The organism is Burkholderia sp. BE17 (genome assembly GCF_009362305.1).
Lineage (GTDB): Bacteria > Pseudomonadota > Gammaproteobacteria > Burkholderiales > Burkholderiaceae > Burkholderia > Burkholderia pyrrocinia_C.
Map to the genome: position 1 here is coordinate 41,388 of NZ_WHNU01000006.1, position 23,268 is coordinate 64,655.

Below are 23,268 nucleotides of genomic sequence, written 5' to 3' on the forward strand. Positions count from 1 at the left end.
AACGCCCCGGCGGCGCAGGGCCGCACGGGGCGTTTCGGTGATGCGCTACGCGCGGCGCTTACGAGCGCTGCGGGTTGAGCTTGTCGTCCTTCGAATGCAGCTTGTTCAGCGCGGCGATGTACGCCTTGGCGGACGCGGCGACGATGTCCGGATCGGTGCCGACGCCGTTGACGATCCGCCCGCTCTTCGACAGCCGGACGGTCACTTCGCCCTGCGCCTGCGTGCCGGTCGTGATTGCGTTCACCGAGTACAGCAGCAGTTCGGAACCGCTGCCGACTTCGCCCTCGATCGCGTTGAACGTCGCGTCGACCGGACCGTTGCCGCGCGCCTCGCCGGTCACTTCCTTGCCTTCGACGGCGAACACGATTTTCGCCTGCGGCTGCTCGCCCGTTTCCGAACGCTGCGACAGCGACACGAACTTGAAGTGTTCCTGCTCGTGAGCGAATGCCGATTCCTCGGACACGATCGCGATGATGTCCTCGTCGAAGATCTCGGCCTTGCGGTCGGCCAGATCCTTGAAGCGCATGAACGCCGCGTTCAGTTCCGCTTCGCTGTCGAGCGATACGCCAAGCTCCTGCAGGCGCTGCTTGAACGCGTTGCGGCCCGACAGCTTGCCGAGCACGATCTTGTTCGCGGACCAGCCCACGTCTTCCGCTCTCATGATCTCGTAGGTGTCGCGCGCCTTCAGCACGCCGTCCTGGTGGATGCCCGACGCGTGCGCGAACGCGTTCGCGCCGACCACCGCCTTGTTCGGCTGCACGACGAAACCGGTGATCTGCGACACGAGCTTCGACGTCGGCACGATCTGCGTGGTGTCGATGCCGACGTCGAGACCGAAGTAATCCTTGCGCGTCTTCACGGCCATCACGATTTCTTCGAGCGACGTATTGCCCGCGCGCTCGCCGAGACCGTTGATCGTGCACTCGACCTGACGCGCACCGCCGATCTTCACGCCCGCGAGCGAGTTCGCGACGGCCATCCCGAGGTCGTTATGGCAGTGCACCGAGAAGATCGCCTTGTCCGAGTTCGGAATGCGCTCGCGCAGCGTCTTCACGAGGTTGCCGTAGAGCTCCGGCACGCCGTAGCCGACGGTGTCGGCGATGTTGATCGTCGTCGCGCCTTCGGCGATCACGGCTTCCAGCACGCGGCACAGGAAATCCATGTCGGAGCGGCTGCCGTCTTCCGGCGAGAATTCGACGTTGTCGGTGAACTTGCGCGCGAAACGCACCGCGAGGCGCGCCTGCTCGAACACCTGGTCGGGCGTCATCCGCAGCTTCTTCTCCATGTGCAGCGGCGACGTCGCGATGAACGTGTGGATCCGGAAGCTGTTGGCCGGCTTCAGCGCGTCGGCCGCGCGCTGGATGTCCTTGTCGTTGGCCCGCGCCAGCGAACAGACCGTGCTGTCCTTCACGAGACCGGCGATCGTGTGGATCGCGTCGAAATCGCCGTTCGAGCTGGCCGCGAAACCGGCCTCGATCACGTCGACCTTCATCCGCTCGAGGTTTTTGGCGATGCGGATTTTCTCTTCCTTCGTCATCGACGCACCGGGCGATTGCTCGCCGTCACGCAACGTCGTATCGAAAATGATCAGCTTGTCTGTCATGGGGGGCTCCAGGGCTCTTTATACGGAAGTCAAACGCAACGAGATCGCGCCACCGCTGGCGACGCTCAACAACAGACGAGGCTTGACGGAGGGCGAGAACGGTCAGCGCGGCAGGCGCGCCAAAGCTAGCGCGCGTAGCGGCGCACCGGCTAGAAGGAGGGAGAGGCGGGGAAATGCAGTCATGCCGAAGACTATAGCGGCATTCCGCTGGGCGCGCAATCGGACGGCACCCGGGAGTCCGGCGGCCCGGCTTGAAAAAGGGGCAAATGAAAACGGCGGCCCCGAGGCCGCCGTTTCCGGGCAGATCGCGCGTCAGTGATCGCGCTGCGACGAGCGCGCCGGATTCGCGCGCCCGCGGATCGCCATGTAGGCCCAGAACACGTAGCCGGACAACCCGTACAGCACGAACAGGCAGAACAGCATCAGCGGCGGGTCGGACGACACGAGCACGAACGCGACGACGACCAGCAGGATCGCCGCGAACGGCACGCGGTGCCGCACGTCGAGCGCCTTGCCGCTATAGAACGGCGCGTTCGACACCATCGTCACGCCCGCGTAGATCGTCAGCACGAACGCGACCCACGGCAGCCAGCCGAGTTTCATCGGCACGCGGTTGTCCGTCGCGAGCCATACGAAGCCCGCGATCAGCGCAGCGGCGGCCGGGCTCGGCAGCCCCTGGAAGAAGCGTTTATCGACGACGCCGATGTTCGTATTGAAGCGCGCGAGGCGCAGCGCGGCGCCCGAGCAGTAGACGAACGCGGCGAGCCAGCCCCAGCGGCCGAGATCCTTCAGCACCCACTCGTACATCACGAGCGCGGGCGCGACGCCGAACGACACCATGTCCGACAGGCTGTCGAACTGCTCGCCGAACGCGCTCTGCGTGTGCGTCATGCGCGCGACGCGCCCGTCCATCCCGTCGAGCACCATCGCGACGAAAATCGCGATCGCGGCGATCTCGAAACGCACGTTCATCGCCTGCACGACCGCGAAGAAACCGCAGAACAGCGCGGCGGTCGTGAACGCGTTCGGCAGCAGGTAGATGCCGCGCGTCTTCAGGAACCGCTGGCGCGAAGCGCGGCGGCTCTCGATGGGCACCGGATCGGGTGCCATCCCCTTGTTGCGGCGGAACGGGCGTGGCGTCTGGCTGGAGCCGTTGCGCGACCGGCGCGGTTTGAATGCGGCCATCGTGGCGCCCCGCCGCTTACTGTTCGAGCTCGGCGAGGATCGTCGACGACGCGTAGACCTTCTCGCCGATCGACACCTTCGCGCGGCTGCCGATCGGCAAGTACACGTCGACGCGCGAACCGAAGCGGATGAAACCGTAGCGCTGGCCGCGCGACAGCGGCTCGCCGGCGCGCACGTAGCAGAGAATCCGGCGGGCGACGAGGCCCGCGATCTGCACGGCGGTGACGGTCTTGCCGCTCGCCGTCTGGATCACGACCGCGTTGCGCTCGTTCTCGGTCGACGCCTTGTCGATCGCCGCGTTCAGGAACGCGCCCGGAAAGTACTCGACCTTGGTGATCGCGCCATCGACCGGCGAACGCTGCGAATGGACGTTGAAGACATTCATGAACACGCTGATCTTCAGCGCTTCGCGGTTCGCGTACGGATCCTGCGCGGTCTCGACCGCGACGATGCGGCCGTCCGCCGGGCACAGCACCGCGTTCGGCTGCGCCGGGATCGGGCGCTGCGGATCGCGGAAGAACTGGACGACGAAGGCGAGCAGCAGCCAGAACGGCCACGCGAAGCCGAAGCCCCCGACGGCATGGATCAACAGCGCGATGACGGCAGCAATCGCGATGAACGGCCAGCCTTCGCGCGCGATGATCGGATGAGGATAGTTCATGGATTCGTTCTGTGTTCGGTGAATTGCAAAGCCCGTAGCATAACAAAAGCCGCCCGGGGCACTGCTGCCTTCGGACGGCTTTTTGATGCCGACCCTCCACTCGAAGGGCCGGAACAGCACGCGGTGCTTAGTTCTTCGACTGGTCGACGAGCTTGTTCTTCGCGATCCACGGCATCATCGCGCGCAGCTTCGCGCCGACCTGCTCGATCTGGTGCTCGGCCGTCAGGCGGCGGCGCGACTGCAGCGTCGGAGCGCCTGCCTTGTTCTCGAGGATGAAGCTCTTTGCGTACTCGCCCGTCTGGATGTCGGTCAGGCACTGCTTCATCGCCTTCTTCGTCTCTTCCGTGACGACGCGCGGGCCCGTCACGTACTCGCCGTACTCGGCGTTGTTCGAGATCGAGTAGTTCATGTTCGCGATGCCGCCTTCGTAGATCAAGTCGACGATCAGCTTCAGTTCGTGCAGGCACTCGAAGTACGCCATTTCCGGCGCGTAGCCTGCTTCGACCAGCGTCTCGAAGCCTGCCTTGATCAGCTCGACGGTACCGCCGCACAGCACGGCCTGCTCGCCGAACAGGTCGGTTTCGGTTTCTTCACGGAAGTTCGTCTCGATGATGCCGGCACGGCCGCCGCCGTTCGCTGCCGCGTACGACAGCGCGATGTCGCGTGCCGCGCCCGACTTGTTCTGCGCAACCGCGATCAGGTGCGGCACGCCGCCACCTTGCGAGTACGTGCCGCGCACGGTGTGGCCCGGTGCCTTCGGCGCGATCATGATCACGTCGAGGTCGGCGCGCGGGATCACCTGGCCGTAGTGGACGTTGAAGCCGTGTGCGAACGCGAGCGCCGCGCCCTGCTTGATGTTCGCGTGCACTTCCTTCGCGTACACGTCGGCGATCTGCTCGTCCGGCAGCAGCATCATCACGACGTCCGCGCCCTTCACCGCTTCCGCGACTTCCTTGACCGACAGGCCGGCGTTTTCGGCCTTGCTCCACGACGCGCCGCCCTTGCGCAGGCCGACCGTCACGTTCACGCCGCTTTCCTTCAGGTTCAGCGCGTGTGCATGGCCTTGCGAGCCGTAGCCGATGATCGTGACTTGCTTGCCCTTGATGAGGGAGAGGTCAGCGTCTTTGTCGTAGAAAACGTTCATGATGGGTTCCTTCGCTAATTCAAAAATTCAACAATTCGTTCGGATGGAGTACTGCGGGCCGGGACATGACGGCGCACCCGGCGTGCCTCTTCGGCATTTTCGGCATCAAACCTTCAGGATGCGCTCGCCGCGTCCGATGCCGGAGCTGCCGGTGCGCACGGTCTCGAGGATCGCGCTCGCGTCCAGCCCCTGGATGAATGCGTCGAGCTTGTCGCTCGCGCCCGTCAATTCGATCGTGTAGGTCTTTTCGGTCACGTCGATGATGCGGCCGCGGAAAATGTCCGACATCCGCTTCATTTCTTCGCGCTCCTTGCCCACTGCACGCACCTTGATCAGCATCAGCTCGCGTTCGATGTGTGCACCGTCGGTCAGGTCCACCACTTTCACCACCTCGATCAGGCGGTTCAGATGCTTCGTGATCTGTTCGATCACGTCGTCGGAGCCAATGGAAACGATGGTGAGCCGCGACAGCGATTGGTCTTCGGTCGGCGCCACCGTCAAGGTTTCGATGTTGTAGCCGCGTGCGGAAAACAGACCGACCACGCGCGACAGCGCGCCCGGTTCGTTCTCCAGCAGGACGGAAATGATGTGTCTCATGTTCGCTTCTTCCAGAATGTGTCCGTGTCGATTCACTCGCGCCGCGCGCCGCCGCGTGCCGCACCACCCTTCGTGAAGGTGGCCGCATCGGGCTCAAGCGCGCGTCGCGCCGTTACAGATCTTCCGATCCAAGCAGCATCTCGGTGATGCCCTTGCCGGCCTGTACCATCGGCCAGACGTTTTCGGTCGGATCGGTCTGGAAGTCGAGAAACACGGTGCGATCCTTCAGGCGCAGCGCTTCCTTCAGCGCCGGCTCCACATCCGAGGTCTTTTCGATCCGCATGCCGACATGGCCGTACGCTTCGGCGAGCTTCACGAAATCGGGCAGCGCATCCATGTACGAATGCGAATAGCGCTTGCTGTATTCGATCTGCTGCCACTGGCGGACCATGCCGAGGTAGCGGTTGTTCAGCGAAATGATCTTCACGGGCGTGTCGTACTGCAGGCAGGTCGAAAGTTCCTGGATGCACATCTGGATCGAGCCTTCGCCCGTGATGCACAGCACGTCGTCGTCCGGGTGCGCCATCTTGACGCCCATCGCTGCCGGCAGGCCGAAGCCCATCGTGCCGAGGCCGCCGGAGTTGATCCAGCGACGCGGCTTGTTGAAACGGTAGAACTGCGCGGCCCACATCTGGTGCTGGCCGACGTCCGAGCACACGAACGCATTGCCGTCCGTCAGCTCCCACGCCTTCTCGACCACGTACTGCGGCTTGATGATCTCGCTTTCGCGGTCGAACTTCAGGCAGTCCTTCGAGCGCCAGCCCTCGATGTCCTTCCACCATTGCGCGAGCGCCTCGGTGTCGGGGCCATGCTCGGCCGTCTGCAGTTGCTCGATCAGCTCCTTCAGCACTTCCTTCACGTCGCCGACGATCGGGATATCGACCTTCACGCGCTTCGAGATCGACGACGGATCGATGTCGATGTGGATGATCTTGCGCGGACGCGACGCGAAGTGCGCCGGATCGCCGATCACGCGGTCGTCGAAGCGGGCACCGATCGCGATCAGCACGTCGCAGTGCTGCATCGCCATGTTCGCTTCGTAGGTGCCGTGCATGCCGAGCATGCCGAGGAATTTCTTGTCCGACGCGCGATAGCCGCCGAGGCCCATCAGCGTGTTCGTGACCGGGTAGCCGAGCAGGTCCGCGAACTGGTTCAGTTCGCGCGACGCATCGGCGAGGATGATGCCGCCACCCGTGTAGATGTAGGGACGCTTCGCCGTCAGCAGCAGCGACACGGCCTTGCGGATCTGGCCCGAATGGCCTTTCGTGACGGGGTTGTACGAACGCAGCGACACGCTCTTGACGGGCTCGTACTGGCACGGCGTCTTCGAGATGTCCTTCGGGATGTCGATCAGCACCGGGCCCGGACGGCCCGTGCGGGCGATATAGAACGCCTTCTTGACGGTTTCCGCGAGGTCGCGCACGTCCTTCACGAGGAAGTTGTGCTTCACGCACGGACGCGTGATGCCGACCGTGTCGCATTCCTGGAATGCATCCTGGCCGATCGCGGCAGTCGGCACCTGGCCGCTGATCACGACCATCGGGATCGAATCCATGTATGCCGTCGCGATGCCGGTCACCGCGTTGGTGACGCCGGGGCCCGACGTCACGAGACAGACGCCGACATTGCCGGTGGAACGCGCATAGGCATCGGCTGCGTGCACGGCCGCCTGTTCATGGCGCACCAGCACGTGCTGAATCTTGTCCTGCTTGTACAGCTCGTCGTAGATATAGAGAACCGAGCCGCCGGGGTAGCCCCAGATGAATTCGACGTTCTCGTCGGCCAGTGCCTTCATGAGCACGGTGGCGCCGATGGAGTCGCTATCGGGAGGGGAAAGGGGTTCCGACGTGGAGAATTCCGCGCTGGGCATGTTCATTTCGACCTTTCGAATTTTCGGCAAAAAATTGATCGGGTGCTCTCTGCCGGGCTTGTGGCTCGGGTTCAAGCGGCGCGTCCAGTTTGAAGGGCGGGCTTCTTGGGCCAGCCTCAAATGAGACCATCACTTCATGTTGCGAATCGTTGACGATAGCGGGTCGTGATTGGGTCGTCAAGTAAAATATCCCGCAGCGCATCATGCGCGCCGTCCGGCACCCCGCCGCCGCGGCTCGCGCGCAACGCGCGGCGCCCGACCCGGTGCCAAGCGGCGCGAAAATTTGTTAGCATCCGCGGGTTTTACGAAATTTTTCGACCTTTTACACCACGCAGCGGTCCGCAGCGCATACCTTCACGGAATGGCATCAGACAAGGAACTCGCCGACTTTCTGGCGGGCGTCGAAAGGCGCGCGTTCAAGCAGGCTGCGTACGCGGTGCGTGACGACGATGCGTCGCTCGACATCGTGCAGGACGCGATGATCAAGCTGGCCGAGAAATACGGCGACCGGCCGGCGGCCGAGTTGCCGCTGCTTTTTCAGCGGATCCTGCAGAACGCGATCCACGACTGGTTCCGCCGGCAGAAAGTCCGCAACACATGGGTCACGCTCTTCTCGTCGCTGAACAACACCGACGACGAAGACTTCGACCCGCTCGAAACGCTCGAATCCGCGGACAATAACGCGGGCGTCGAGAGCAGCGAGCACCGCCTCGAGAGAGAGCAGGTTCTGGCCCTGATCGACGAAGAAATCCAGAAACTTCCGGCGCGTCAACGGGAAGCGTTCCTGATGCGTTATTGGGAAGATATGGATGTCGCCGAGACTGCCGCCGCAATGGGGTGCTCCGAAGGCAGTGTCAAGACGCACTGCTCACGAGCCACCCATACCCTGGCGCAAGCGCTCAAGGCCAAAGGAATCACGCTATGAGCTCCGCTCCCGCAAACCGAGAACACGAATTCGCGCTGAAGGTGCGCCGCGCGCTGGACGAGCGCGCGGCCGCACTGCCTGCCGCGACCACCGATCGGCTGGCCGTCGCCCGCCGGGCTGCGCTCGCGCGCAAGAAGCCCGAGCCCGCGACCGCACCGGTGTTCGTGCCGGCCTTCGCCGGCGCGGCCGGCGCCTACGGCCCGGCGCCCACGAGCCGCCCGCAGACGTCGTTCGCGCGCCGCCTGCTGCGCGCGTGGCCGCTCGCGCTGTTGCTCGCGGGACTCATCGGCATCGCGTACTGGGAAGACATGCAGCGCACCGCCGAGCTCGCCGACATCGACGCGGCGATGCTCAGCGACGACCTGCCGCTCAACGCGTATCTCGATCACGGGTTCAACGCGTATCTTTCGCGCGCTCACTAACAGACAATAACGAGGGGATCGCACGGGTGAGTCAGAAGCGCGGCCTGGCCGTATTTTTCGGATGCGTGATCGCGATCGCCGTTTCCTACGTCGCCACGTATTCGCGATTCCACCCGCCCCCCGCGACGACCACCGCCGCGGCCAGCAGCCCTGCCGCGCCCGCATCGGCCGCGACCGGGCTGACCACCGACCTCCCGCCGCTGCCTCTGCCGCTGCCGGCCGCCACCGGCCCGCTGTCGTGGGCGCGCCTCACGCCGGCGCAGCACGCGGCACTCGCGCCGTTCGCCGACCAGTGGGACGGCTTCAGCGACGCTCGCAAGCGCAAATGGCTGAAGATCGCGTCGCGTTTCGCGAAGTTGACGCCCGATGATCAAAAGCGCCTGCAGGACCGGATGTCCGAATGGGCGCGGATGACGCCCGAGCAGCGCCGCGTCGCGCGCGAGAACTACCAGAGCGCGAAGGAGCTTTCCGCGCAGGCGCGCGAGCGCGCGTGGAAGGCCTACCAGCAACTCCCGGAGGAGCAGAAGGAACGTCTCGCCGCGGCCGAGCGCCGCCGCCGGCCGAGCGTCGTCAGCGCGCCTCCGACCGTCGCCGACCGTGACGTCCGCCGCCTCGTCAATTCGCACGAGCACCCGGCAAGCGGTACGGCCGCCGCACCGGCGCCCGCCTCGACCGGCGCCGCGGCGCTGCCGGTGCCCGCGTCGTCGACGGCCGGCACCGCGTCGGTGCCCGCTGCGGTGGCACCGGTGTCGCCCGCCGACGCGCCTTCGCTGTTCAAGGGCTCCTGAGCGGCCGTGGCGAACGCCCGCGCGCCCGAGACTCCGGCCGCCGCGCCGTCCGTGCGGCGCCGCCTCGCCGCACTGCTCTACGAAGGCGTACTGCTGTTCGGCGTCGTGTTCTTCGCGGGGCTCGCGTTCAGCCTCGCGACGCAGCAGCGCAACGGCCTCGTCCATCACAACCTGCTCGCCGCGTGGATCGCGCTCGTCGTCGGCGCGTACTTCGTCTGGTTCTGGACCCACGGCGGCCAGACGCTGCCGATGAAGACCTGGCGGCTACGGCTCGAATCGTCGAGCGGCCGGCCGCTGAGCGCCGGCCACGCGCTCGTGCGCTATGCGCTCGGCTGGCTGTGGTTCCTGCCGCCGCTCGCACTGCATCCGCTCCTCGGCCTGTCGGTGCCCATCACGCTGGCGCTCACCGCCGCGTGGATCGTTGCGTGGGCCGGCGCCGCCCGGCTGCATGCCGGCCGCCAGTTTCCGCACGACCGGATCGCGCGCACGCGCGTCGTTGCCATGCCGCGCTGACAGGCCGAATTCGCCAGACGAAATCGGCTCATTCAAGCCTTTCCCGCCTCGCCTGACCCGCCTGCCAGACAATCGCCGACCGTTCGGTACGGCAGATTACGCAATGCCCGTTCATTCACTGCTAAACACGCTGCATAGGTCGTAATAAGAACGTCTCGTGACTGTCATGGCACAGTCATGCCCGCATGGCGGAATGCCGGTAATGTCAACCGGCGCGAGTCATGCATGGGCCAGAAAACGTCCGCGACCTCACTGTTCCGTCACCCGCTCGGCGCTCGCGCCGCCACCGCTTTCCTGTCCGGCGCGGCCGCAACCGATGGCCTGGCGTCGCAAGAACCGCCTGCCGCGCACACCACGCGGCACGACGACCCCGACCCGTCCGCGCATCGCTACCGCACCATCTGGCTGTCCGACATCCACCTCGGCTCGAGCGGTTGCCAGGCGCCGTACCTGCTCGACTTCCTGCGTCACAACGATTCGGAGTACCTGTACCTCGTCGGCGACATCATCGACGGCTGGCAGTTGAAGAAAGGCTGGTACTGGCCGCAGGCGCACAACGACGTCGTGCAGAAGGTCCTGCGCAAGGCGCGCAAGGGCACGCAAGTCGTCTACATCCCCGGCAACCACGACGAAGGCGCGCGGCAGTTCTGCGACCTCGCGTTCGGCGACATCCAGGTGCGCGGCGAGGCGTTCCACACGACGCTCGCGGGCAAACGTTTGTGGATCGTGCACGGCGACCTGTTCGACGGCGTGATCCAGCACGCGAAATGGCTCGCGTACCTGGGCGACACGCTCTACACGCTGATCCTCGTGCTGAACCGCTGGTTCAACCGGATCCGCAGCCGGCTCGGCTTCCAGTACTGGTCGCTGTCGCAGTACCTGAAGCACCAGGTGAAGAACGCGGTCAACTTCATCTCGCAGTTCGAGACCGTGATGACCGACGAGGCGCGCCGCCGCGGCTGCGACGGCGTCGTGTGCGGCCACATCCACAAGGCCGAGATCCGCGATATCGACGGCGTGCTGTATTGCAACGACGGCGACTGGGTCGAAAGCCTGTCCGCGCTCGTCGAAACGATGGAAGGCGAACTGAAGATCGTCTACTGGACGGTGATGCGCACCGCGCCGTCGGAGACCACGTCGCGCAAGGCCAAGGCCACTGCCTGACACAACCATACTTACAGGACAATGCCGCGATGAAGATCATGATCGTCACCGACGCGTGGGAACCGCAGGTCAACGGCGTCGTGCGCACGCTGAAGAGCACGTCGCGCGAACTGACGGCGCTCGGCCACCGCGTCGAACTGCTGACGCCGCTGGAATTCCGCACGGTGCCCTGCCCGACCTACCCCGAGATCCGCCTGTCGATCCTGCCGTACCGCAAGCTGCGCGCGCGGATCGACGCGTTCGCACCCGACGCGCTGCACATCGCGACCGAAGGCCCGCTCGGCCTCGCCGCGCGCCGCTATGCGCGCACCCACAAGCTGCCGTTCACGACCGCGTATCACACGCGCTTTCCGGAATACGTGCAGGCGCGCTTCGGCATTCCGCTGGCCGCGACCTACCGCTTCCTGCACTGGTTCCATCGCCCGTCGCTCGCGGTGATGGCACCGACGCCGGTCGTCAAGGAAGACCTCGAGAAGTTCGGCTTCACGAACGTCGTGCTGTGGACGCGCGGCGTCGATCTCGACATCTTCCGCCCGATGGAGTCGAAGGTGCTCAACACCGTGCGGCCGATCTTCCTGTACGTGGGCCGCGTCGCGATCGAAAAGAACGTCGAGGCGTTCCTGCGCCTCGACCTGCCCGGCTCGAAATGGGTCGCGGGCGAAGGCCCCGCGCTCGCGGAGCTGAAGTCGCGCTACCCGGAGGCGAACTATCTCGGCGTGCTGTCACAGGCCGAGCTCGCGAAGGTGTATGCTGCGGCCGACGTGTTCGTGTTCCCGAGTCGCACCGACACGTTCGGCCTCGTGCTGCTCGAGGCGCTCGCCTGCGGCACGCCGGTCGCGGCGTATCCCGTCACGGGCCCGATCGACGTGCTCAGTGGCGGCGACGCCGGCGCGATGCACGAGGACCTGCAGGAAGCCTGCCTCGAAGCGCTGAAGATCGAACGCACGACCGCGCGCGCGTGGGCGGAACGCTTCTCGTGGCGCGCGGCATCCGAGCAGTTCGCGTCGCATCTGAAGCCGCTGCCGAAGACCGCGTACTCGCCAGCCGAAGGTGCCGCCGTTTGAAACGAGACCTGAACGAGAAAACCCCGCCCCCCGCCGCGACGCAGCAACGGCACCGCCCGTTCGACGAGGAAGAGCCGCATGGCGACACGGACGCGCACGCGTCCGAGCCGCTCGGCCCCGACGATCAACTGACGCCGCTGCCGCCGAACCCGTACAAGCGCCACCGCGGCATCACGCGCGCATGGTACGCACTCAAGCATTCGTTGAACGGCTTTCGTGTCGCGATCCGCGAGGAGAGCGCGTTTCGCCAGGAGCTCACGCTCGCCGCGCTGATGCTCCCGATCGGTGCGTTCGCGCCGGTGCCGGCGGCGTCGCGCGCACTGCTGATCGGCTCGGTGCTGCTGGTGCTGATCGTCGAGCTGCTGAACTCGAGCGTCGAGGCCGCGATCGACCGCATCTCGCTCGAGCGTCACGAACTCTCCAAACGCGCGAAGGACCTCGGCAGCGCGGCCGTGACGGTCGCGCTGTTCGCTTGCGTGACGACCTGGGGCTTCGTGCTCGGCCCTGTCGTCGCGCACCGGCTAGGCTTCTAGCCTGCTGCCCGGCGCGCGCGTTGCGCGCCGCCCGCGTGCGGCGCCGCACCATCCGTCGCGCGGGGCAGCGAACACGAAATGCGCCCGATCTGGCGAAACCCCGGTTTATAATCGTCCGCCAGACATAGAACAGCAACCCGCGCCGGACGAATCACGCAGCATCGATTGCAGCGCCCGCCAGTCCGGCACACACAGGGCCGGACGACATGGAAGCGAAACCTCCCCGCCGCACCCGCGAACGGATTCTCGAGTTGTCGTTGAAACTCTTCAACGAGATCGGCGAGCCGAACGTCACGACCACGACGATCGCCGAGGAAATGGAAATCAGTCCAGGCAACCTGTACTACCATTTCCGCAACAAGGACGACATCATCAACAGCATCTTCGCGCAGTTCGAGCAGCAGATCGAACGGCGGCTGCGCTTTCCCGAAGATCATCGTCCGACGATCGACGAAACCTGGTCGTACCTGCAGTACATGGCCGATTTCATGTGGACCTACCGGTTCCTGTATCGCGACCTCAACGACCTGCTCGCCCGCAACCGCACGCTCGAGACGCACTTCAAGCAGATCATCAGCCACAAGGTGCGCTTCGCGCGCGAGATGTGCGAGCTGCTCGTGTCCGACGCCGAAATGGTCGCGACGCCCGCCGAGATCGAAGTCATCGCCACCAACATGGCCGTCATTTCGACGTACTGGCTGTCGTATCAGTACGTGATGCATCCGCGCAAGTACAACGACCAGGACGCGATCCGCGAGGAACTGCACCAGGTCAGCATGCACGTGATCTCCGTGATGGCGCCGTACCTGCGCGGCCGTTCGCGCCAGCTGTTCGACGATCTGGTCTCCGGCAAGCTGCCGAAGCGCCAGTTCACCGACTACCTGCCGCCGCGCGACGGTTCGCCGCGCCCCGCCGGTGGGCCGGTCACCGTCGGGCAGGCCCCCGCCAAGGATTCCAAGCAATGAAGGCAGTCTGCGTTTACTGCGGCTCGTCGTCCGGCGTGCGGCCCGTCTATGCCGACGCCGCGCGCGCATTCGGCCGCGCACTCGTCGATGCGGGCCTCACGCTCGTGTACGGCGGCGGCCGTGTCGGCCTGATGGGCGTGATCGCCGACGAAGTGATGGCGGCCGGCGGCCGTGCGGTCGGCGTGATCCCCGAATTGCTCGTCGACAAGGAAGTCGGCCATACGGGGCTGTCGGAACTGCATGTCGTACCCGACATGCACCATCGCAAGAAAATGATGGCCGACCTCTCGGATGCGTTCGTCGCGATGCCCGGCGGCGCCGGCACGCTCGAGGAGCTCTTCGAGGTCTACACGTGGGCGCAGCTCGGCTATCACCGCAAGCCCGTCGCGCTCTACAACATCGATTCGTTCTACGATCCGCTGATCACGCTACTGCGCCATACGGTCGACGAGGGTTTCATGCGTCCGGCCTATTTCGACGCGCTGTGCGTCGATTCGGAACCGGTCGAACTGATCGAGCGGCTGCGCCGCTATCAACCGCCTGCCCGCGACAAGTGGGCGCCCGACGCAGCGAAGTAACCGTCCCCGGGAACCGCACGCGATGACCGCACCGTCCGGCCGCAAGGCCGTCCTCATCACCGGCGCGAGCCGCGGCATCGGCCGTGCGACCGCCGTGCTCGCCGCCGAACGCGGCTGGGACGTCGGCATCAACTACGCGCGCGACGCGGCGGCAGCCGAACTCACGGCACAAGCCGTCCGCGACGCGGGCGGTCGTGCATGCGTCGTCGCGGGCGACGTCGCGAACGAAACCGACGTCGTCGCGATGTTCGACACCGTCGCGGCCGCGTTCGGACGCCTCGACGCACTCGTCAACAACGCGGGCATCGTCGCGCCGTCGATGCCGCTCGCCGACATGCCGGCCCACCGGCTGCGGCGGATGTTCGACACCAACGTGCTCGGCGCGTACCTGTGCGCGCGCGAAGCCGCGCGTCGGCTGTCCACCGACCGCGGCGGCCAGGGCGGCGCGATCGTCAACGTCTCGTCGATCGCATCGCGGCTCGGCTCGCCGAACGAATACGTCGACTACGCGGGCTCGAAAGGCGCGGTCGACTCGCTGACGATCGGTCTTGCGAAGGAACTCGGCCCGCACGGCGTGCGCGTCAACGCGGTGCGCCCCGGCCTGATCGAGACCGAAATACACGCGAGCGGCGGCCAGCCGGGCCGTGCGGCCCGCCTCGGCGCGCAGACGCCGCTCGGCCGCGCAGGCGAAGCGCAGGAGATCGCCGAAGCGATCGTCTGGCTGCTCGGCGACGCGGCGTCCTACACGACGGGCGCCCTGCTCGACGTCGGCGGCGGCCGGTAGCCGCACGCGCGGCTCATCAAACCGCCGCCTCGAACGATTTGCCGTCACGGCACCACAAATCTCCACAATTCCCTGACGGTTTCAGTAAACATTCGTAATCGTTCCGTGATCTACTAGCGGAAATTCTGACAGGCGTCATAATCGCCTGTTTCTTGCCGCCCTGATGTGGCCCTTATCGGTCCGGCCCATGTCGCCGAACCGGCTCGACTCGACCCGAGATCTTTTCCATGCCTGGAACCGCAGCGCCCAGCCGGCGACGCACGTCCGTGCCGGCTCCGGCCCCGCACACCCGCTCGACCGCCAACGCCGACCTCGCCGCGAAGCTTGACGCCGCCGGCACGCCCGTCGTCGCCGCGACCACCGCAGCCAGCACCGCGCGCGACCGCTCGCTCCTGCTCGGCTGGCGCGCGTGGCTGCTCGTCGCCGCGCTGGTCTGCGCGTATGTACTGCCCGGCGTGCTCGGCCATGATCCGTGGAAACAGGACGAAACCTACACGTTCGGCATCATCCAGCACATGCTCGAGACGGGCGATTTCGTCGTGCCGACCAATGCCGGCCTGCCGTTCATGGAAAAGCCGCCGCTTTACGCGTGGGTCGCGACCAGCCTCGCGTGGCTGCTGCAGCGCGTGATGCCGCTGCATGACGCGGCACGGCTCGCGAGCGCGCTGTTCGCGGCACTCGCGTTCGGCTTCATCGCACGCGCGGCGCGCGTCGCCAGCCGCGCGGACAGCTGGTTCGACCTGCGCGTGATCGGCCCCGTCGTGCTGAGCGCGGGCACGCTCGTCGTCATCAAGCACATGCACGACATGATGACGGACGTCGCCCTGTTCGCCGGCACCGCAATGGGCTTCTGCGGACTGCTCGAACTCGTGATGCGGCACATCGCGCGCGCGCAGCAGATGCGGCACGGGCTGCCGGTCCGGCCGTCGGGCCGCTGGGCCGCGCCGATCTTCGGCGCGGGCGTCGGCATCGCACTGATGACGAAGGGGCTGTTCGTGCCGCTCGTGTTCGCAGCCACGCTCGTCGGCACGCTGGTGCTCTACCCGGCTTGCCGCACCCGCTCGTTCGCGCGCTCGCTCGGCGTCGCCGCGCTCGTGTTCGCGCCATTCGCGCTGATCTGGCCGACCGCGCTGTTCCTGCGTTCCGAGACGCTGTTCATGACATGGTTCTGGGACAACAACGTCGGCCGCTTCTTCGGCTTCTCCGTCCCCGAGCTCGGTGCGGAAAACGACAAGCCTTTCTTCATCCTGCGTGCGTTCCTGCTCGTCGGCTTCCCGGTCGCGCCGCTCGCGATCGTCGCGCTCGCGCGCGGTGCGTGGCGCGACTGGCGCACGCCGCGCATCGCGCTGCCCGTGCTGTTCGCCAGCGTCGGGCTCGCGGTGCTGCAGGTGTCCGCAACATCCCGCCAGCTCTACATCCTGCCGTTCTTCGCGCCGCTCGCGCTGGTCGCCGCACAGGCGATCGAACGCATTCCGCGCACGCTGCATCTCGCGTGGGACTACTTCAGCCGCGTGCTGTTCGGCACGGCCGCCGCACTCGCCTGGGCAATCTGGGCAGTGATGGCCGATCCGGCCGCGTCGCGCGCGGATCTCGCGCCGCTCGGCCGCTGGCTGCCGCTCGACTGGACGATGCCGATCGAGCCCGCGCTCGTGATCGGTGCGCTCGCGCTGACGGTCGGCTGGCTGTCGCTGCTGCCGAAGCTGCGCACGACGGGCCTTTGGCGCGGCGCGCTGTCGTGGAGTGCCGGCGCACTCGTCGCGTGGGGGCTCATCTATACGCTGCTGCTGCCGTGGCTCGACGTCGCGAAGAGCTACCGCTCGGTGTTCGACGACCTGAACGCGCATCTCGCGCTCGAATGGAACGACGGCGACTGCATGGCGAGCCTGCACGGGCTCGGCGAATCGGAAGCGCCGATGCTGTACTACTTCTCCGGCATCCAGCACACGCCGATCGACGACGCGAAGACGACGCGCTGCACGTGGATGATCGTCCAGGGTGTGCGGGCCGTCGATCCGGCGCCCGGCAGCGAATGGAAGCTGTTCTGGACGGGCGCGCGCCCGGGCGACAACGACGAACTGCTGCGCGTCTACGTGCGCACGCCCGAACAGCACCTGCAATGACGCGGGACGGCGCCGCGCGCCGTCTTGCCTGCCTTCATCTCCGGCAATAAGGTTGAGACCGGCCGCCCGAGCAGTGCGCAACCGCCGGGCGATGCGCCGCGCCGCCGTCCGGTTTCCCCGACCGCCAACGCACCCGCGCGAATCCGCGGGCTCGCCCCTCCCCCTCTTCAGTCACGCAACCGCCCTGGTCGTCAGAACGACGAACCGGGTTCACGAAGAAACGCCGCTTCCTCGTCGGTCGATGCACGGCCGAGAATCGCGTTCCGGTGCGGAAAGCGGCCGAAGCGCTCGACGACGGCCGCATGCAGCAACGCGAAGCGGTGATAGCTCTCGCACCCTGCCTCGTCGCGAATGCCCGCGCACAGGCGCACGGCTTCGCGCTGGCTCTCGGCCGATTCGTCGTGCTCGAACGGCAGATACGCGAACGCGCGGTGATGGCCGCTCGGCAGTTGCGCATCCCAGCCGGCCGCGACGACGCGGCGTGCGAGCGCGAGCGCCTTCGGATCGGCGGCAAACGCGCCCGGCGTACCGCGATGGATGTTGCGCGAGAACTGGTCGAGCACGACGATCAACGCAAGCGCACCCGACGGCGAGCCGGCCCAGTGATCGCATGCGCCGTCGCACGCGGCGTCGAGCAGCGCGCCGTAGCGCGTGCGCAGCACGTCGTCGAACGCCGTGCCGCCGTTGAACCAGACCTTGCGTTCCTGCCCGAATTCGTCCGAGCCCGGTTCGCCGAACCAGAAATCCAGAATCTCCCGCGCTTGCGGATCCAGCGTCGCCGCGCCCGCCGCCCCGGTGTCGATCGTCATGCAAACTCCAGTACGAGACGCCGCGTGCGCGCGCTCTTCTTTTCAAGTTTCGCGACGCGCAGGTCGCCGATTTCCGACGTGTTGCGCACATGCGTGCCGCCGCACGGCTGCAGGTCGACCTGCTCGATGCGCAGCAGCCGCACGCGGCCGAGACCCATCGGCGGCTTCACGCTCATCGTGCGCACGAGTTCGGGGCGCTCGGCCATCTCGTCGTCGGTGATCCATTCGGTCGTGACCGGATGCGCGCCGTCGACCAGGCCGGCGAGGCGCCGCTCGACGTCGTCGCGGTCGATTGCATCGGACGTCGCGAAATCGAGCCGCACGTAGTCGGCCGTCACGCTGCAGCCGTCGACCGCGTACGGCAGCACCGCGCACATCAGGTGCGCGGCCGTATGCAGGCGCATGTGCCGATAGCGGCGCAGCCAGTCGATCGCCGCGACCACGCGCGTGCCGGGCACGAGCGCCGCGACGCGCGCCTCCTGCCCCGGTGCCGGCACGTGCACGGCGTCGTCGGGCGTCGCGCCGTCGAACTTTGCCTTGCGCGTATCGGCGATCGCGATCGTGCTGCCGTCGGGCAGCGTCAGCGTACCGGTATCGCCGGCCTGGCCGCCGCCGAGCGGATAGAACACGGTGCGGTCGAGCCGGATGCCGTCGTCGCCGACAGCCTGAACGATCGCGTCGCATTGCGTGAGGTACGCGTCTTCGCGAAACAGCGCTTGGGTCGTCATCGGGCGAGCCTCGTATCGATTGGGGGAAACGGCCAGTGTCGCGCCGCGCCGCGTGCCCGCCCAGACGCAGATCGTCCCGCGCGCGGGCAGCGGCGTACCGGTCGATCAACCGGGCCGGTTGCGCATCCAGTCGGCCGTGTCGTAGAACGAATGCATGAGCCGCTCGCGCAGCGGCTCGGGCAGCCCGACATCCTCCATCGCCCACGCCATGCAGCGCAGCCACTGGTCGCGCTCGACCGACGCGATCGGGAACGGCAGGTGCCGCGCGCGCAGCCGCGGATGGCCGAACCGGTCGATGTAGTGGTCGGGCCCGCCGAGCCAGCCGCACAGGAACCAGAACAGCTTGTCGCGCGAACCGTCGAGCGATGCCGGGTGCAGCGCGCGAATCTGCGCGAACTCGGGCTCGAGGTCCATCAGGTCGTAGAAGCGGTCCACCATTTCGCGCACGCGGGCTTCGCCGCCCACGAGCTCGAACGCCGTCGGCTGCGCCGGCGCATCGTCATTCACATCGGTCATACGGATAGTCGGAAAACGGGATCCTCGGGGCCGCCGGCGACGCTCATGCGTCGCGCAGCGACTGCAGCGCGGGGCGCCGCAACACATTATGCAGGCTCAGCCAGCCGGCCGCACCGGCGCACACGACGCCGGCCGCGATACCGGCCGGCACGAGCCACGGATCGACGGCGAGCCGGAAGTCGAACACGCGCGACGCGAGCACCCACCCGACCGCGATCGCGCCCGCCGACGCCAGCGCGCCGGCCAGCGCGCCGACCACGACGAATTCCGCGCGCTGCACCGCATTGACCTGTGCACGCGACGCGCCGAGCGCGCGCAGCAGCGCGGCTTCGCGCACCCGCTCGTCGCGCGAGCCGGCGAGCGCCGTGTACAGCACGAGCACGCCGGCCGCGAGCGTAAACGCGAACAGGAACTGCACCGCGCCGACCACCTGCAGCATCATCCGCTGCAGCTGCGCGAGGATCGGCGCGACGTCGATCGCGGTCAGGTTCGGGTAGCGCGCGATCAGCGGATCGAGCAGCGCGGCATCGGATGCGGGCAAATGGAAGCTCGTGAGGTAGACGGCCGGGAAATCCTTCAGCACCGGCGGCGGCATCAGCACGAAGAAGTTGACGCGGAACGTGCCCCAGTCGAGCTTGCGCACGCTCGTGATCGGCGCATCGACCGTCAGCCCCGTCACGTCGAAGCGCAGCGTGTCGCCCGGCTTCACGTTCAGCATCTTCGCGAGGCCGTCCTCGATCGAGATCTGCGGCGTGGCCGCGGCGCCGAACCAGTCGCCTGCGACGATCCGGTTGTCGGACGGCAGCTCGGTCGTATACGACAGGTTGAACTCGCGGTCGACGAGCCGGCGCGCCTCGTCGGACGGGTAGGCATCCGGATTCACCGGCTTGCCGTTGATCGCGACGAGGCGGCCGCGCACCATCGGCGCGGGCACCGCGTCGCGCACGCCGTGCGCGGCCAGATAGGACGCGACGTCGTCGCGCTGGTCGGGCTGGATGTCGATCAGGAACTGGTTCGGCGCATCGGGCGGCGTCGACTGCCGCCAGCCCGCGACGAGATCGTTGCGCGTGATCGCGATCAGCAGCAGGCACATCAGGCCGAGTGCGAGCGCGGTGATCTGCAACGCGCTGGTCGTGCCGCGCCGGTGCAGCGACGCAAGCGCGTAGCGCCAGCCGACGCCCGCGGCCACGCGCGCGTTGCGCACCGCGCGCGCGGCGGCGAACAGCACGAGCCGCGCGATCAGCGCGAAACCGACCAGCGCGCCGGCGAAGCCGCCCGCGACGATCAGGCCGAGCTTCAGGTTGCCGGCGGCCACGATCAGCAGCCCCGCGAACAGCACGACGCCGACCGCATACGCGGCCCACGCGGTGCGCGACGCATCGCCCCACTCGCGGCGCAGCACACGCACCGGCGGCACGCGCGTGAGCGGCACGAGCGGCGGCAGCGCGAAGCCGAGCAGCAGCACCAGTGCGGCGCCCACGCCGATAAGCGCCGGCCACGGCGTGGGCGGCGGCAACACGACCTCGATCAGGCCGCCGAGCGCGGCCAGCAACGCCCAGTGGCCGCCGTAGCCGAGCACCGCGCCCGCGGCGCCCGACACGATCCCGATGCCGACGAATTCGAGCGCGAACAGCGCGCCGAGCGTGCGGCGGCTCACGCCGAGGCAGCGCATCGTCGCGCAGCCGTCGAGATGGCGCCGCATGTAGCGCTGCGCGGCCATCGCGATCGCGACCGCCGCGAGCAGCGCGGTCAGCAGCGCGACGAGCGTCAGGAAATGGCGCGCGCGATCCAGCGTCTGCCGCACCTGCGGCTGGCCTTCCTGCAACGATTCGAGCCCGACGCCGCGCAGCTTCCCGCCGTCGACGCGCTCGTGCGCATAGGTTTCGAAGCGTGCGACGGCCTGCGCGTCGCCGGCGACCAGCAGCCGGTACGTGACGCGGCTGCCGTAGCCGGTGAGCCCCGTCGCGGCGAGCTCGTCCGCGCGCATCATCAGCCGCGGCGAAAAATTGACGAACGAAAAACCGCGATCGAGTTCGCGGGAGATCGACGCGGCGACCGTGAACGTGCGCAGCCCGACCCGCACCGTATCGCCCGCCTTCAGGTGCAGCGCATCGAGCAGCGCGGGATCGGCCCACACGGTGCCGGGCGCGGGAATCGCGGTCGCCTTGTGCGCGGCGGCGGCGCCGGCCGGCAGGATCTCGACCGCGCCGCGCAGCGGATACCCGGGCGACACGGCCTTCACGGCCGCGAGGCGCGCGGGTGCCGCACCGCTCGCCTGCCCGCCCACGGCGGACGCGATCATGCTCGGGAAAATCGCGGTCGTCGCGGTACGCAGGCCGAGCGCGCGGGCCTGACGGTCGAACGACGGATCGACGGGACGGTCGGCGCGCACGACGAAATCGGCGCCGAGCATCTGGCGCGCGTCGCGCTCAAGCCCCTGGCGCAGCCGGTCGGCGAGAAAACCGACGCTCGTCAGTGCCGCGACCGCGAGCACCAGCGCGAGTACGAGCAGCGTCAGCTCGCCCGCGCGCCAGTCGCGCGCGGTCATCCGCGCGGCCTGGCGGATCAGGTCGCGCAGGCCGAAGCGGCCGGCATGCGCGGGCATGTCATGGCCGGGTTGCCCGGCCGGCGGCTGCGCCGCGTGTTGCCGCCCCTTCAATCGCGCTTACCCCCGATCGAGTTGAGCCGCGACACCATGTGGTTCGCCATCCCGCGAAAACCGCCCGACACGCCGCGCCACAGGCGCGGCAGCGCCCAGGCCGAAGCGGCGATGAAGGCCGCGAGCAGCACGAGGAACGCGAGCGGGACGAAGAACGCGAGCGCGAGCCCGCCGACCACGAGGCCGTCCTCGGTCGACGACGCGACCCAGTTCGAAATCGGTTCGGGAGACAGGTTGATCAACGCACGCGTACCGGCCTTCGCCACGTGCGCGGCGCCGGCAAGCGAACCGCCTGCAAGGCCCGCGACCGCGAGCACGGTCGGATCGGCATGGCCGAGCGCGCCGGCTGCGAGCACCGCACCGGCCGGGATGCGGATGAAGGTATGCACGGCATCCCACAGCGAGTCGAACGCGGGGATCTTGTCGGCAAGGAACTCGGTGACGGTGAGCACGGCGGCGGCGCCGATGACCCACGGCGACATCAGGACGGCCAGCGTGTCGGGCAGATGGAGCCAGCCGACCCGCGCCAGCACGCCGGCAATCAGCACCGTCAGGTACAGGCGCAGCCCGCTCGCCCACGCGAGCCCCGCGCCGAGCGAAATGGCTTCGATCATGGCCCTCTCCTTGCACTTTCCGTGCGCTTTGCCGATCGATCGGGTCGGGTCGGTCAAACCGGCCGCGCGGCGCGTGGCGACCGGCGCCGCAGGCCGCGAACGGCACAACGACATTCAGGCCCGAATGCGTTCCATTATAGACAGGCTAACCGGGCACCCGACGCAATTCCGCAGTGCGGTGCCCGGGCGCGGCGGGCCCGGGATGCCGTCGTCCGGGATGCCGGCGTCAGGCGGCCGACGACAGCTTGAGGCCGATCAGTCCGGCGACGATCAGCACGGCGCTCGCGACGCGCGCGACGGTCAGCGCCTCGCCCATCATCACGATGCCGAACACGAACGCGCCGACCGCGCCGATGCCCGTCCACACCGCGTACGCGGTGCCGAGCGGCAACTGGCGCATCGCGACCGCGAGCAGCCCGAAGCTGGCCAGCGCCGTCACGATCGTAAACACCGACGGACCGAGCTTCGTGAAGCCGTCCGACGATTTCATGCCGGCCGCCCAGGCCACTTCCAGCAAACCGGCAATCAACAACAATACCCACGCCATCTCGACGTACTCCGTATCGGATGGGGCCGTCCCCGTCAAAGCGAATGACCCGGGGTCGTCCCCGGGCGGCGCCGAGTATAACAAAATGCTTACGGACTCGCCGGGCGCGGCGCACGGTCGGCGGCCGATCCGGGACAGGATCGGCCGGGCCCGATCAGTTCGACATCAATTCGACACGCGCTTCGGCGCGACGCCGCCGACGCAGCGGTCGTCGCGGTACAGCGCCCACTCCTCGCACACGCGGCCATCCTTGAACATGCACATCCCGACCTGCCCGCTCGGCAGGCTGCGGATCACGTGGCGACCGCCGAGCTTCTCGCAGTTGACCGACGCGGGATTGGCGAGCGCTGCCTGGGCGGGCGGCTGTTGCCCCGGCGGCAGCGGTTGGGCGAACGCGCCGGGCGCAGTCAGCGCCAGCGCACCGATGACGACCAGACGGACGGACATTGCACGCTCCTCGTTTTTGTTCGCGGAACGGT

Annotated in this window: 24 protein-coding genes; 11 read left to right on the plus strand and 13 right to left on the minus strand. The window is 67.5% G+C overall.

Annotated features, from left to right (window positions below):
- Positions 1-58: 58 nt before the first annotated feature.
- The 6 genes from GD429_RS07570 to GD429_RS07600 form a co-directional block, all read right to left on the minus strand.
- On the minus strand, positions 59-1,603 hold the full coding sequence (locus GD429_RS07570) for a 2-isopropylmalate synthase (protein ID WP_152856383.1): 1,545 nt from the start codon (positions 1,601-1,603) through the stop codon (positions 59-61).
- A 312-nt stretch (positions 1,604-1,915) separates the two neighbouring features.
- Positions 1,916-2,788, minus strand: a complete 873-nt coding sequence (pssA, locus tag GD429_RS07580; protein ID WP_111016497.1) for a CDP-diacylglycerol--serine O-phosphatidyltransferase — start codon at positions 2,786-2,788, stop codon at positions 1,916-1,918.
- Positions 2,789-2,804: 16 nt separating this feature from the next.
- Positions 2,805-3,449: a phosphatidylserine decarboxylase gene (locus GD429_RS07585; protein ID WP_152856384.1), complete on the minus strand. Its 645-nt coding sequence runs from the start codon at positions 3,447-3,449 to the stop codon at positions 2,805-2,807.
- A 127-nt stretch (positions 3,450-3,576) separates the two neighbouring features.
- Positions 3,577-4,593 (minus strand): ketol-acid reductoisomerase, encoded by a 1,017-nt coding sequence (ilvC, locus tag GD429_RS07590; RefSeq protein ID WP_034184875.1) that lies wholly within the window; start codon positions 4,591-4,593, stop codon positions 3,577-3,579.
- Positions 4,594-4,698: 105 nt separating this feature from the next.
- Entirely contained in the window at positions 4,699-5,190 is a 492-nt protein-coding gene (gene ilvN / locus GD429_RS07595; RefSeq protein WP_006750445.1) for an acetolactate synthase small subunit, read from the minus strand.
- Between the two features lie 112 nt (positions 5,191-5,302).
- On the minus strand, positions 5,303-7,066 hold the full coding sequence (locus GD429_RS07600) for an acetolactate synthase 3 catalytic subunit (protein WP_105390977.1): 1,764 nt from the start codon (positions 7,064-7,066) through the stop codon (positions 5,303-5,305).
- Between the two features lie 355 nt (positions 7,067-7,421).
- Here GD429_RS07600 and GD429_RS07610 point away from each other — a divergent pair, with 355 nt between their 5' ends.
- From GD429_RS07610 to GD429_RS07660, 11 genes are all read left to right on the plus strand, one after another.
- On the plus strand, positions 7,422-7,985 hold the full coding sequence (locus GD429_RS07610; protein ID WP_034184873.1) for an RNA polymerase sigma factor: 564 nt from the start codon (positions 7,422-7,424) through the stop codon (positions 7,983-7,985).
- Positions 7,982-8,407, plus strand: coding sequence for a DUF3619 family protein (locus GD429_RS07615; RefSeq protein WP_152856385.1), 426 nt, complete (start codon positions 7,982-7,984; stop codon positions 8,405-8,407). Before GD429_RS07610 ends, GD429_RS07615 begins: the two co-directional genes overlap by 4 nt.
- A 26-nt stretch (positions 8,408-8,433) precedes the next feature.
- On the plus strand, positions 8,434-9,195 hold the full coding sequence (locus tag GD429_RS07620) for a DUF3106 domain-containing protein (protein ID WP_321574452.1): 762 nt from the start codon (positions 8,434-8,436) through the stop codon (positions 9,193-9,195).
- A gap of 6 nt (positions 9,196-9,201) precedes the next feature.
- Entirely contained in the window at positions 9,202-9,708 is a 507-nt protein-coding gene (locus GD429_RS07625) for an RDD family protein (protein WP_174418218.1), read from the plus strand.
- Positions 9,709-9,933: 225 nt separating this feature from the next.
- Positions 9,934-10,872 (plus strand): UDP-2,3-diacylglucosamine diphosphatase, encoded by a 939-nt coding sequence (locus tag GD429_RS07630; protein WP_152856386.1) that lies wholly within the window; start codon positions 9,934-9,936, stop codon positions 10,870-10,872.
- A gap of 29 nt (positions 10,873-10,901) precedes the next feature.
- A complete protein-coding gene (locus GD429_RS07635; protein ID WP_152856387.1) occupies positions 10,902-11,936 on the plus strand; it encodes a glycosyltransferase family 4 protein in 1,035 nt (344 codons plus the stop codon).
- Positions 11,933-12,469: a diacylglycerol kinase gene (locus GD429_RS07640; RefSeq protein WP_152856388.1), complete on the plus strand. Its 537-nt coding sequence runs from the start codon at positions 11,933-11,935 to the stop codon at positions 12,467-12,469. The genes GD429_RS07635 and GD429_RS07640 overlap by 4 nt, the downstream gene beginning before the upstream one ends.
- Before the next feature lie 206 nt (positions 12,470-12,675).
- A complete protein-coding gene (locus GD429_RS07645) occupies positions 12,676-13,434 on the plus strand; it encodes a TetR/AcrR family transcriptional regulator (protein ID WP_152856389.1) in 759 nt (252 codons plus the stop codon).
- Complete coding sequence (locus GD429_RS07650; RefSeq protein ID WP_152856390.1) at positions 13,431-14,012, plus strand: TIGR00730 family Rossman fold protein; 582 nt, start codon at positions 13,431-13,433, stop codon at positions 14,010-14,012. The genes GD429_RS07645 and GD429_RS07650 overlap by 4 nt, the downstream gene beginning before the upstream one ends.
- Before the next feature lie 22 nt (positions 14,013-14,034).
- The gene (locus GD429_RS07655; RefSeq protein ID WP_152856391.1) at positions 14,035-14,796 is read left to right on the plus strand and encodes an SDR family oxidoreductase; all 762 of its coding nucleotides are present in this window, start codon (positions 14,035-14,037) and stop codon (positions 14,794-14,796) included.
- A gap of 227 nt (positions 14,797-15,023) precedes the next feature.
- The gene (locus tag GD429_RS07660; RefSeq protein ID WP_152856392.1) at positions 15,024-16,916 is read left to right on the plus strand and encodes an ArnT family glycosyltransferase; all 1,893 of its coding nucleotides are present in this window, start codon (positions 15,024-15,026) and stop codon (positions 16,914-16,916) included.
- A gap of 191 nt (positions 16,917-17,107) precedes the next feature.
- Here GD429_RS07660 and GD429_RS07665 read toward each other — a convergent pair whose 3' ends face one another.
- From GD429_RS07665 to GD429_RS07695, 7 genes are all read right to left on the minus strand, one after another.
- Positions 17,108-17,725 (minus strand): DUF924 family protein, encoded by a 618-nt coding sequence (locus GD429_RS07665; RefSeq protein WP_152856393.1) that lies wholly within the window; start codon positions 17,723-17,725, stop codon positions 17,108-17,110.
- Positions 17,722-18,453 (minus strand): alanyl-tRNA editing protein, encoded by a 732-nt coding sequence (locus GD429_RS07670; RefSeq protein ID WP_152856394.1) that lies wholly within the window; start codon positions 18,451-18,453, stop codon positions 17,722-17,724. The genes GD429_RS07665 and GD429_RS07670 overlap by 4 nt, the downstream gene beginning before the upstream one ends.
- Positions 18,454-18,558: 105 nt before the next feature.
- On the minus strand, positions 18,559-18,969 hold the full coding sequence (locus tag GD429_RS07675) for a group II truncated hemoglobin (protein ID WP_152856395.1): 411 nt from the start codon (positions 18,967-18,969) through the stop codon (positions 18,559-18,561).
- A gap of 43 nt (positions 18,970-19,012) precedes the next feature.
- Positions 19,013-21,574: an ABC transporter permease gene (locus GD429_RS07680; RefSeq protein WP_152856396.1), complete on the minus strand. Its 2,562-nt coding sequence runs from the start codon at positions 21,572-21,574 to the stop codon at positions 19,013-19,015.
- Between the two features lie 50 nt (positions 21,575-21,624).
- Positions 21,625-22,242, minus strand: coding sequence for a DUF4126 domain-containing protein (locus GD429_RS07685; RefSeq protein ID WP_034184919.1), 618 nt, complete (start codon positions 22,240-22,242; stop codon positions 21,625-21,627).
- Between the two features lie 226 nt (positions 22,243-22,468).
- The gene (gene sugE, locus GD429_RS07690; RefSeq protein ID WP_152856397.1) at positions 22,469-22,789 is read right to left on the minus strand and encodes a quaternary ammonium compound efflux SMR transporter SugE; all 321 of its coding nucleotides are present in this window, start codon (positions 22,787-22,789) and stop codon (positions 22,469-22,471) included.
- Between the two features lie 165 nt (positions 22,790-22,954).
- Positions 22,955-23,236, minus strand: coding sequence for a DUF333 domain-containing protein (locus GD429_RS07695; RefSeq protein ID WP_152856398.1), 282 nt, complete (start codon positions 23,234-23,236; stop codon positions 22,955-22,957).
- Between the last annotated feature and the right edge of the window lie 32 nt (positions 23,237-23,268).

Excerpts from the sequence above, each read along its gene's own strand:
- GD429_RS07570 (WP_152856383.1), bottom strand. The coding sequence starts at position 1,603 with ATGACAGACAAGCTGATCATTTTCGATACGACGTTGCGTGACGGCGAG.
- pssA (WP_111016497.1), bottom strand. The coding sequence starts at position 2,788 with ATGGCCGCATTCAAACCGCGCCGGTCGCGCAACGGCTCCAGCCAGACG.
- GD429_RS07585 (WP_152856384.1), bottom strand. The coding sequence starts at position 3,449 with ATGAACTATCCTCATCCGATCATCGCGCGCGAAGGCTGGCCGTTCATC.
- ilvC (WP_034184875.1), bottom strand. The coding sequence starts at position 4,593 with ATGAACGTTTTCTACGACAAAGACGCTGACCTCTCCCTCATCAAGGGC.
- ilvN (WP_006750445.1), bottom strand. The coding sequence starts at position 5,190 with ATGAGACACATCATTTCCGTCCTGCTGGAGAACGAACCGGGCGCGCTG.
- GD429_RS07600 (WP_105390977.1), bottom strand. The coding sequence starts at position 7,066 with ATGAACATGCCCAGCGCGGAATTCTCCACGTCGGAACCCCTTTCCCCT.
- GD429_RS07610 (WP_034184873.1), top strand. The coding sequence starts at position 7,422 with ATGGCATCAGACAAGGAACTCGCCGACTTTCTGGCGGGCGTCGAAAGG.
- GD429_RS07615 (WP_152856385.1), top strand. The coding sequence starts at position 7,982 with ATGAGCTCCGCTCCCGCAAACCGAGAACACGAATTCGCGCTGAAGGTG.
- GD429_RS07630 (WP_152856386.1), top strand. The coding sequence starts at position 9,934 with ATGGGCCAGAAAACGTCCGCGACCTCACTGTTCCGTCACCCGCTCGGC.
- GD429_RS07635 (WP_152856387.1), top strand. The coding sequence starts at position 10,902 with ATGAAGATCATGATCGTCACCGACGCGTGGGAACCGCAGGTCAACGGC.
- GD429_RS07645 (WP_152856389.1), top strand. The coding sequence starts at position 12,676 with ATGGAAGCGAAACCTCCCCGCCGCACCCGCGAACGGATTCTCGAGTTG.
- GD429_RS07650 (WP_152856390.1), top strand. The coding sequence starts at position 13,431 with ATGAAGGCAGTCTGCGTTTACTGCGGCTCGTCGTCCGGCGTGCGGCCC.
- GD429_RS07655 (WP_152856391.1), top strand. The coding sequence starts at position 14,035 with ATGACCGCACCGTCCGGCCGCAAGGCCGTCCTCATCACCGGCGCGAGC.
- GD429_RS07660 (WP_152856392.1), top strand. The coding sequence starts at position 15,024 with ATGCCTGGAACCGCAGCGCCCAGCCGGCGACGCACGTCCGTGCCGGCT.
- GD429_RS07665 (WP_152856393.1), bottom strand. The coding sequence starts at position 17,725 with ATGACGATCGACACCGGGGCGGCGGGCGCGGCGACGCTGGATCCGCAA.
- GD429_RS07670 (WP_152856394.1), bottom strand. The coding sequence starts at position 18,453 with ATGACGACCCAAGCGCTGTTTCGCGAAGACGCGTACCTCACGCAATGC.
- GD429_RS07675 (WP_152856395.1), bottom strand. The coding sequence starts at position 18,969 with ATGACCGATGTGAATGACGATGCGCCGGCGCAGCCGACGGCGTTCGAG.
- GD429_RS07680 (WP_152856396.1), bottom strand. The coding sequence starts at position 21,574 with ATGCCCGCGCATGCCGGCCGCTTCGGCCTGCGCGACCTGATCCGCCAG.
- GD429_RS07685 (WP_034184919.1), bottom strand. The coding sequence starts at position 22,242 with ATGATCGAAGCCATTTCGCTCGGCGCGGGGCTCGCGTGGGCGAGCGGG.
- sugE (WP_152856397.1), bottom strand. The coding sequence starts at position 22,789 with ATGGCGTGGGTATTGTTGTTGATTGCCGGTTTGCTGGAAGTGGCCTGG.
- GD429_RS07695 (WP_152856398.1), bottom strand. The coding sequence starts at position 23,236 with ATGTCCGTCCGTCTGGTCGTCATCGGTGCGCTGGCGCTGACTGCGCCC.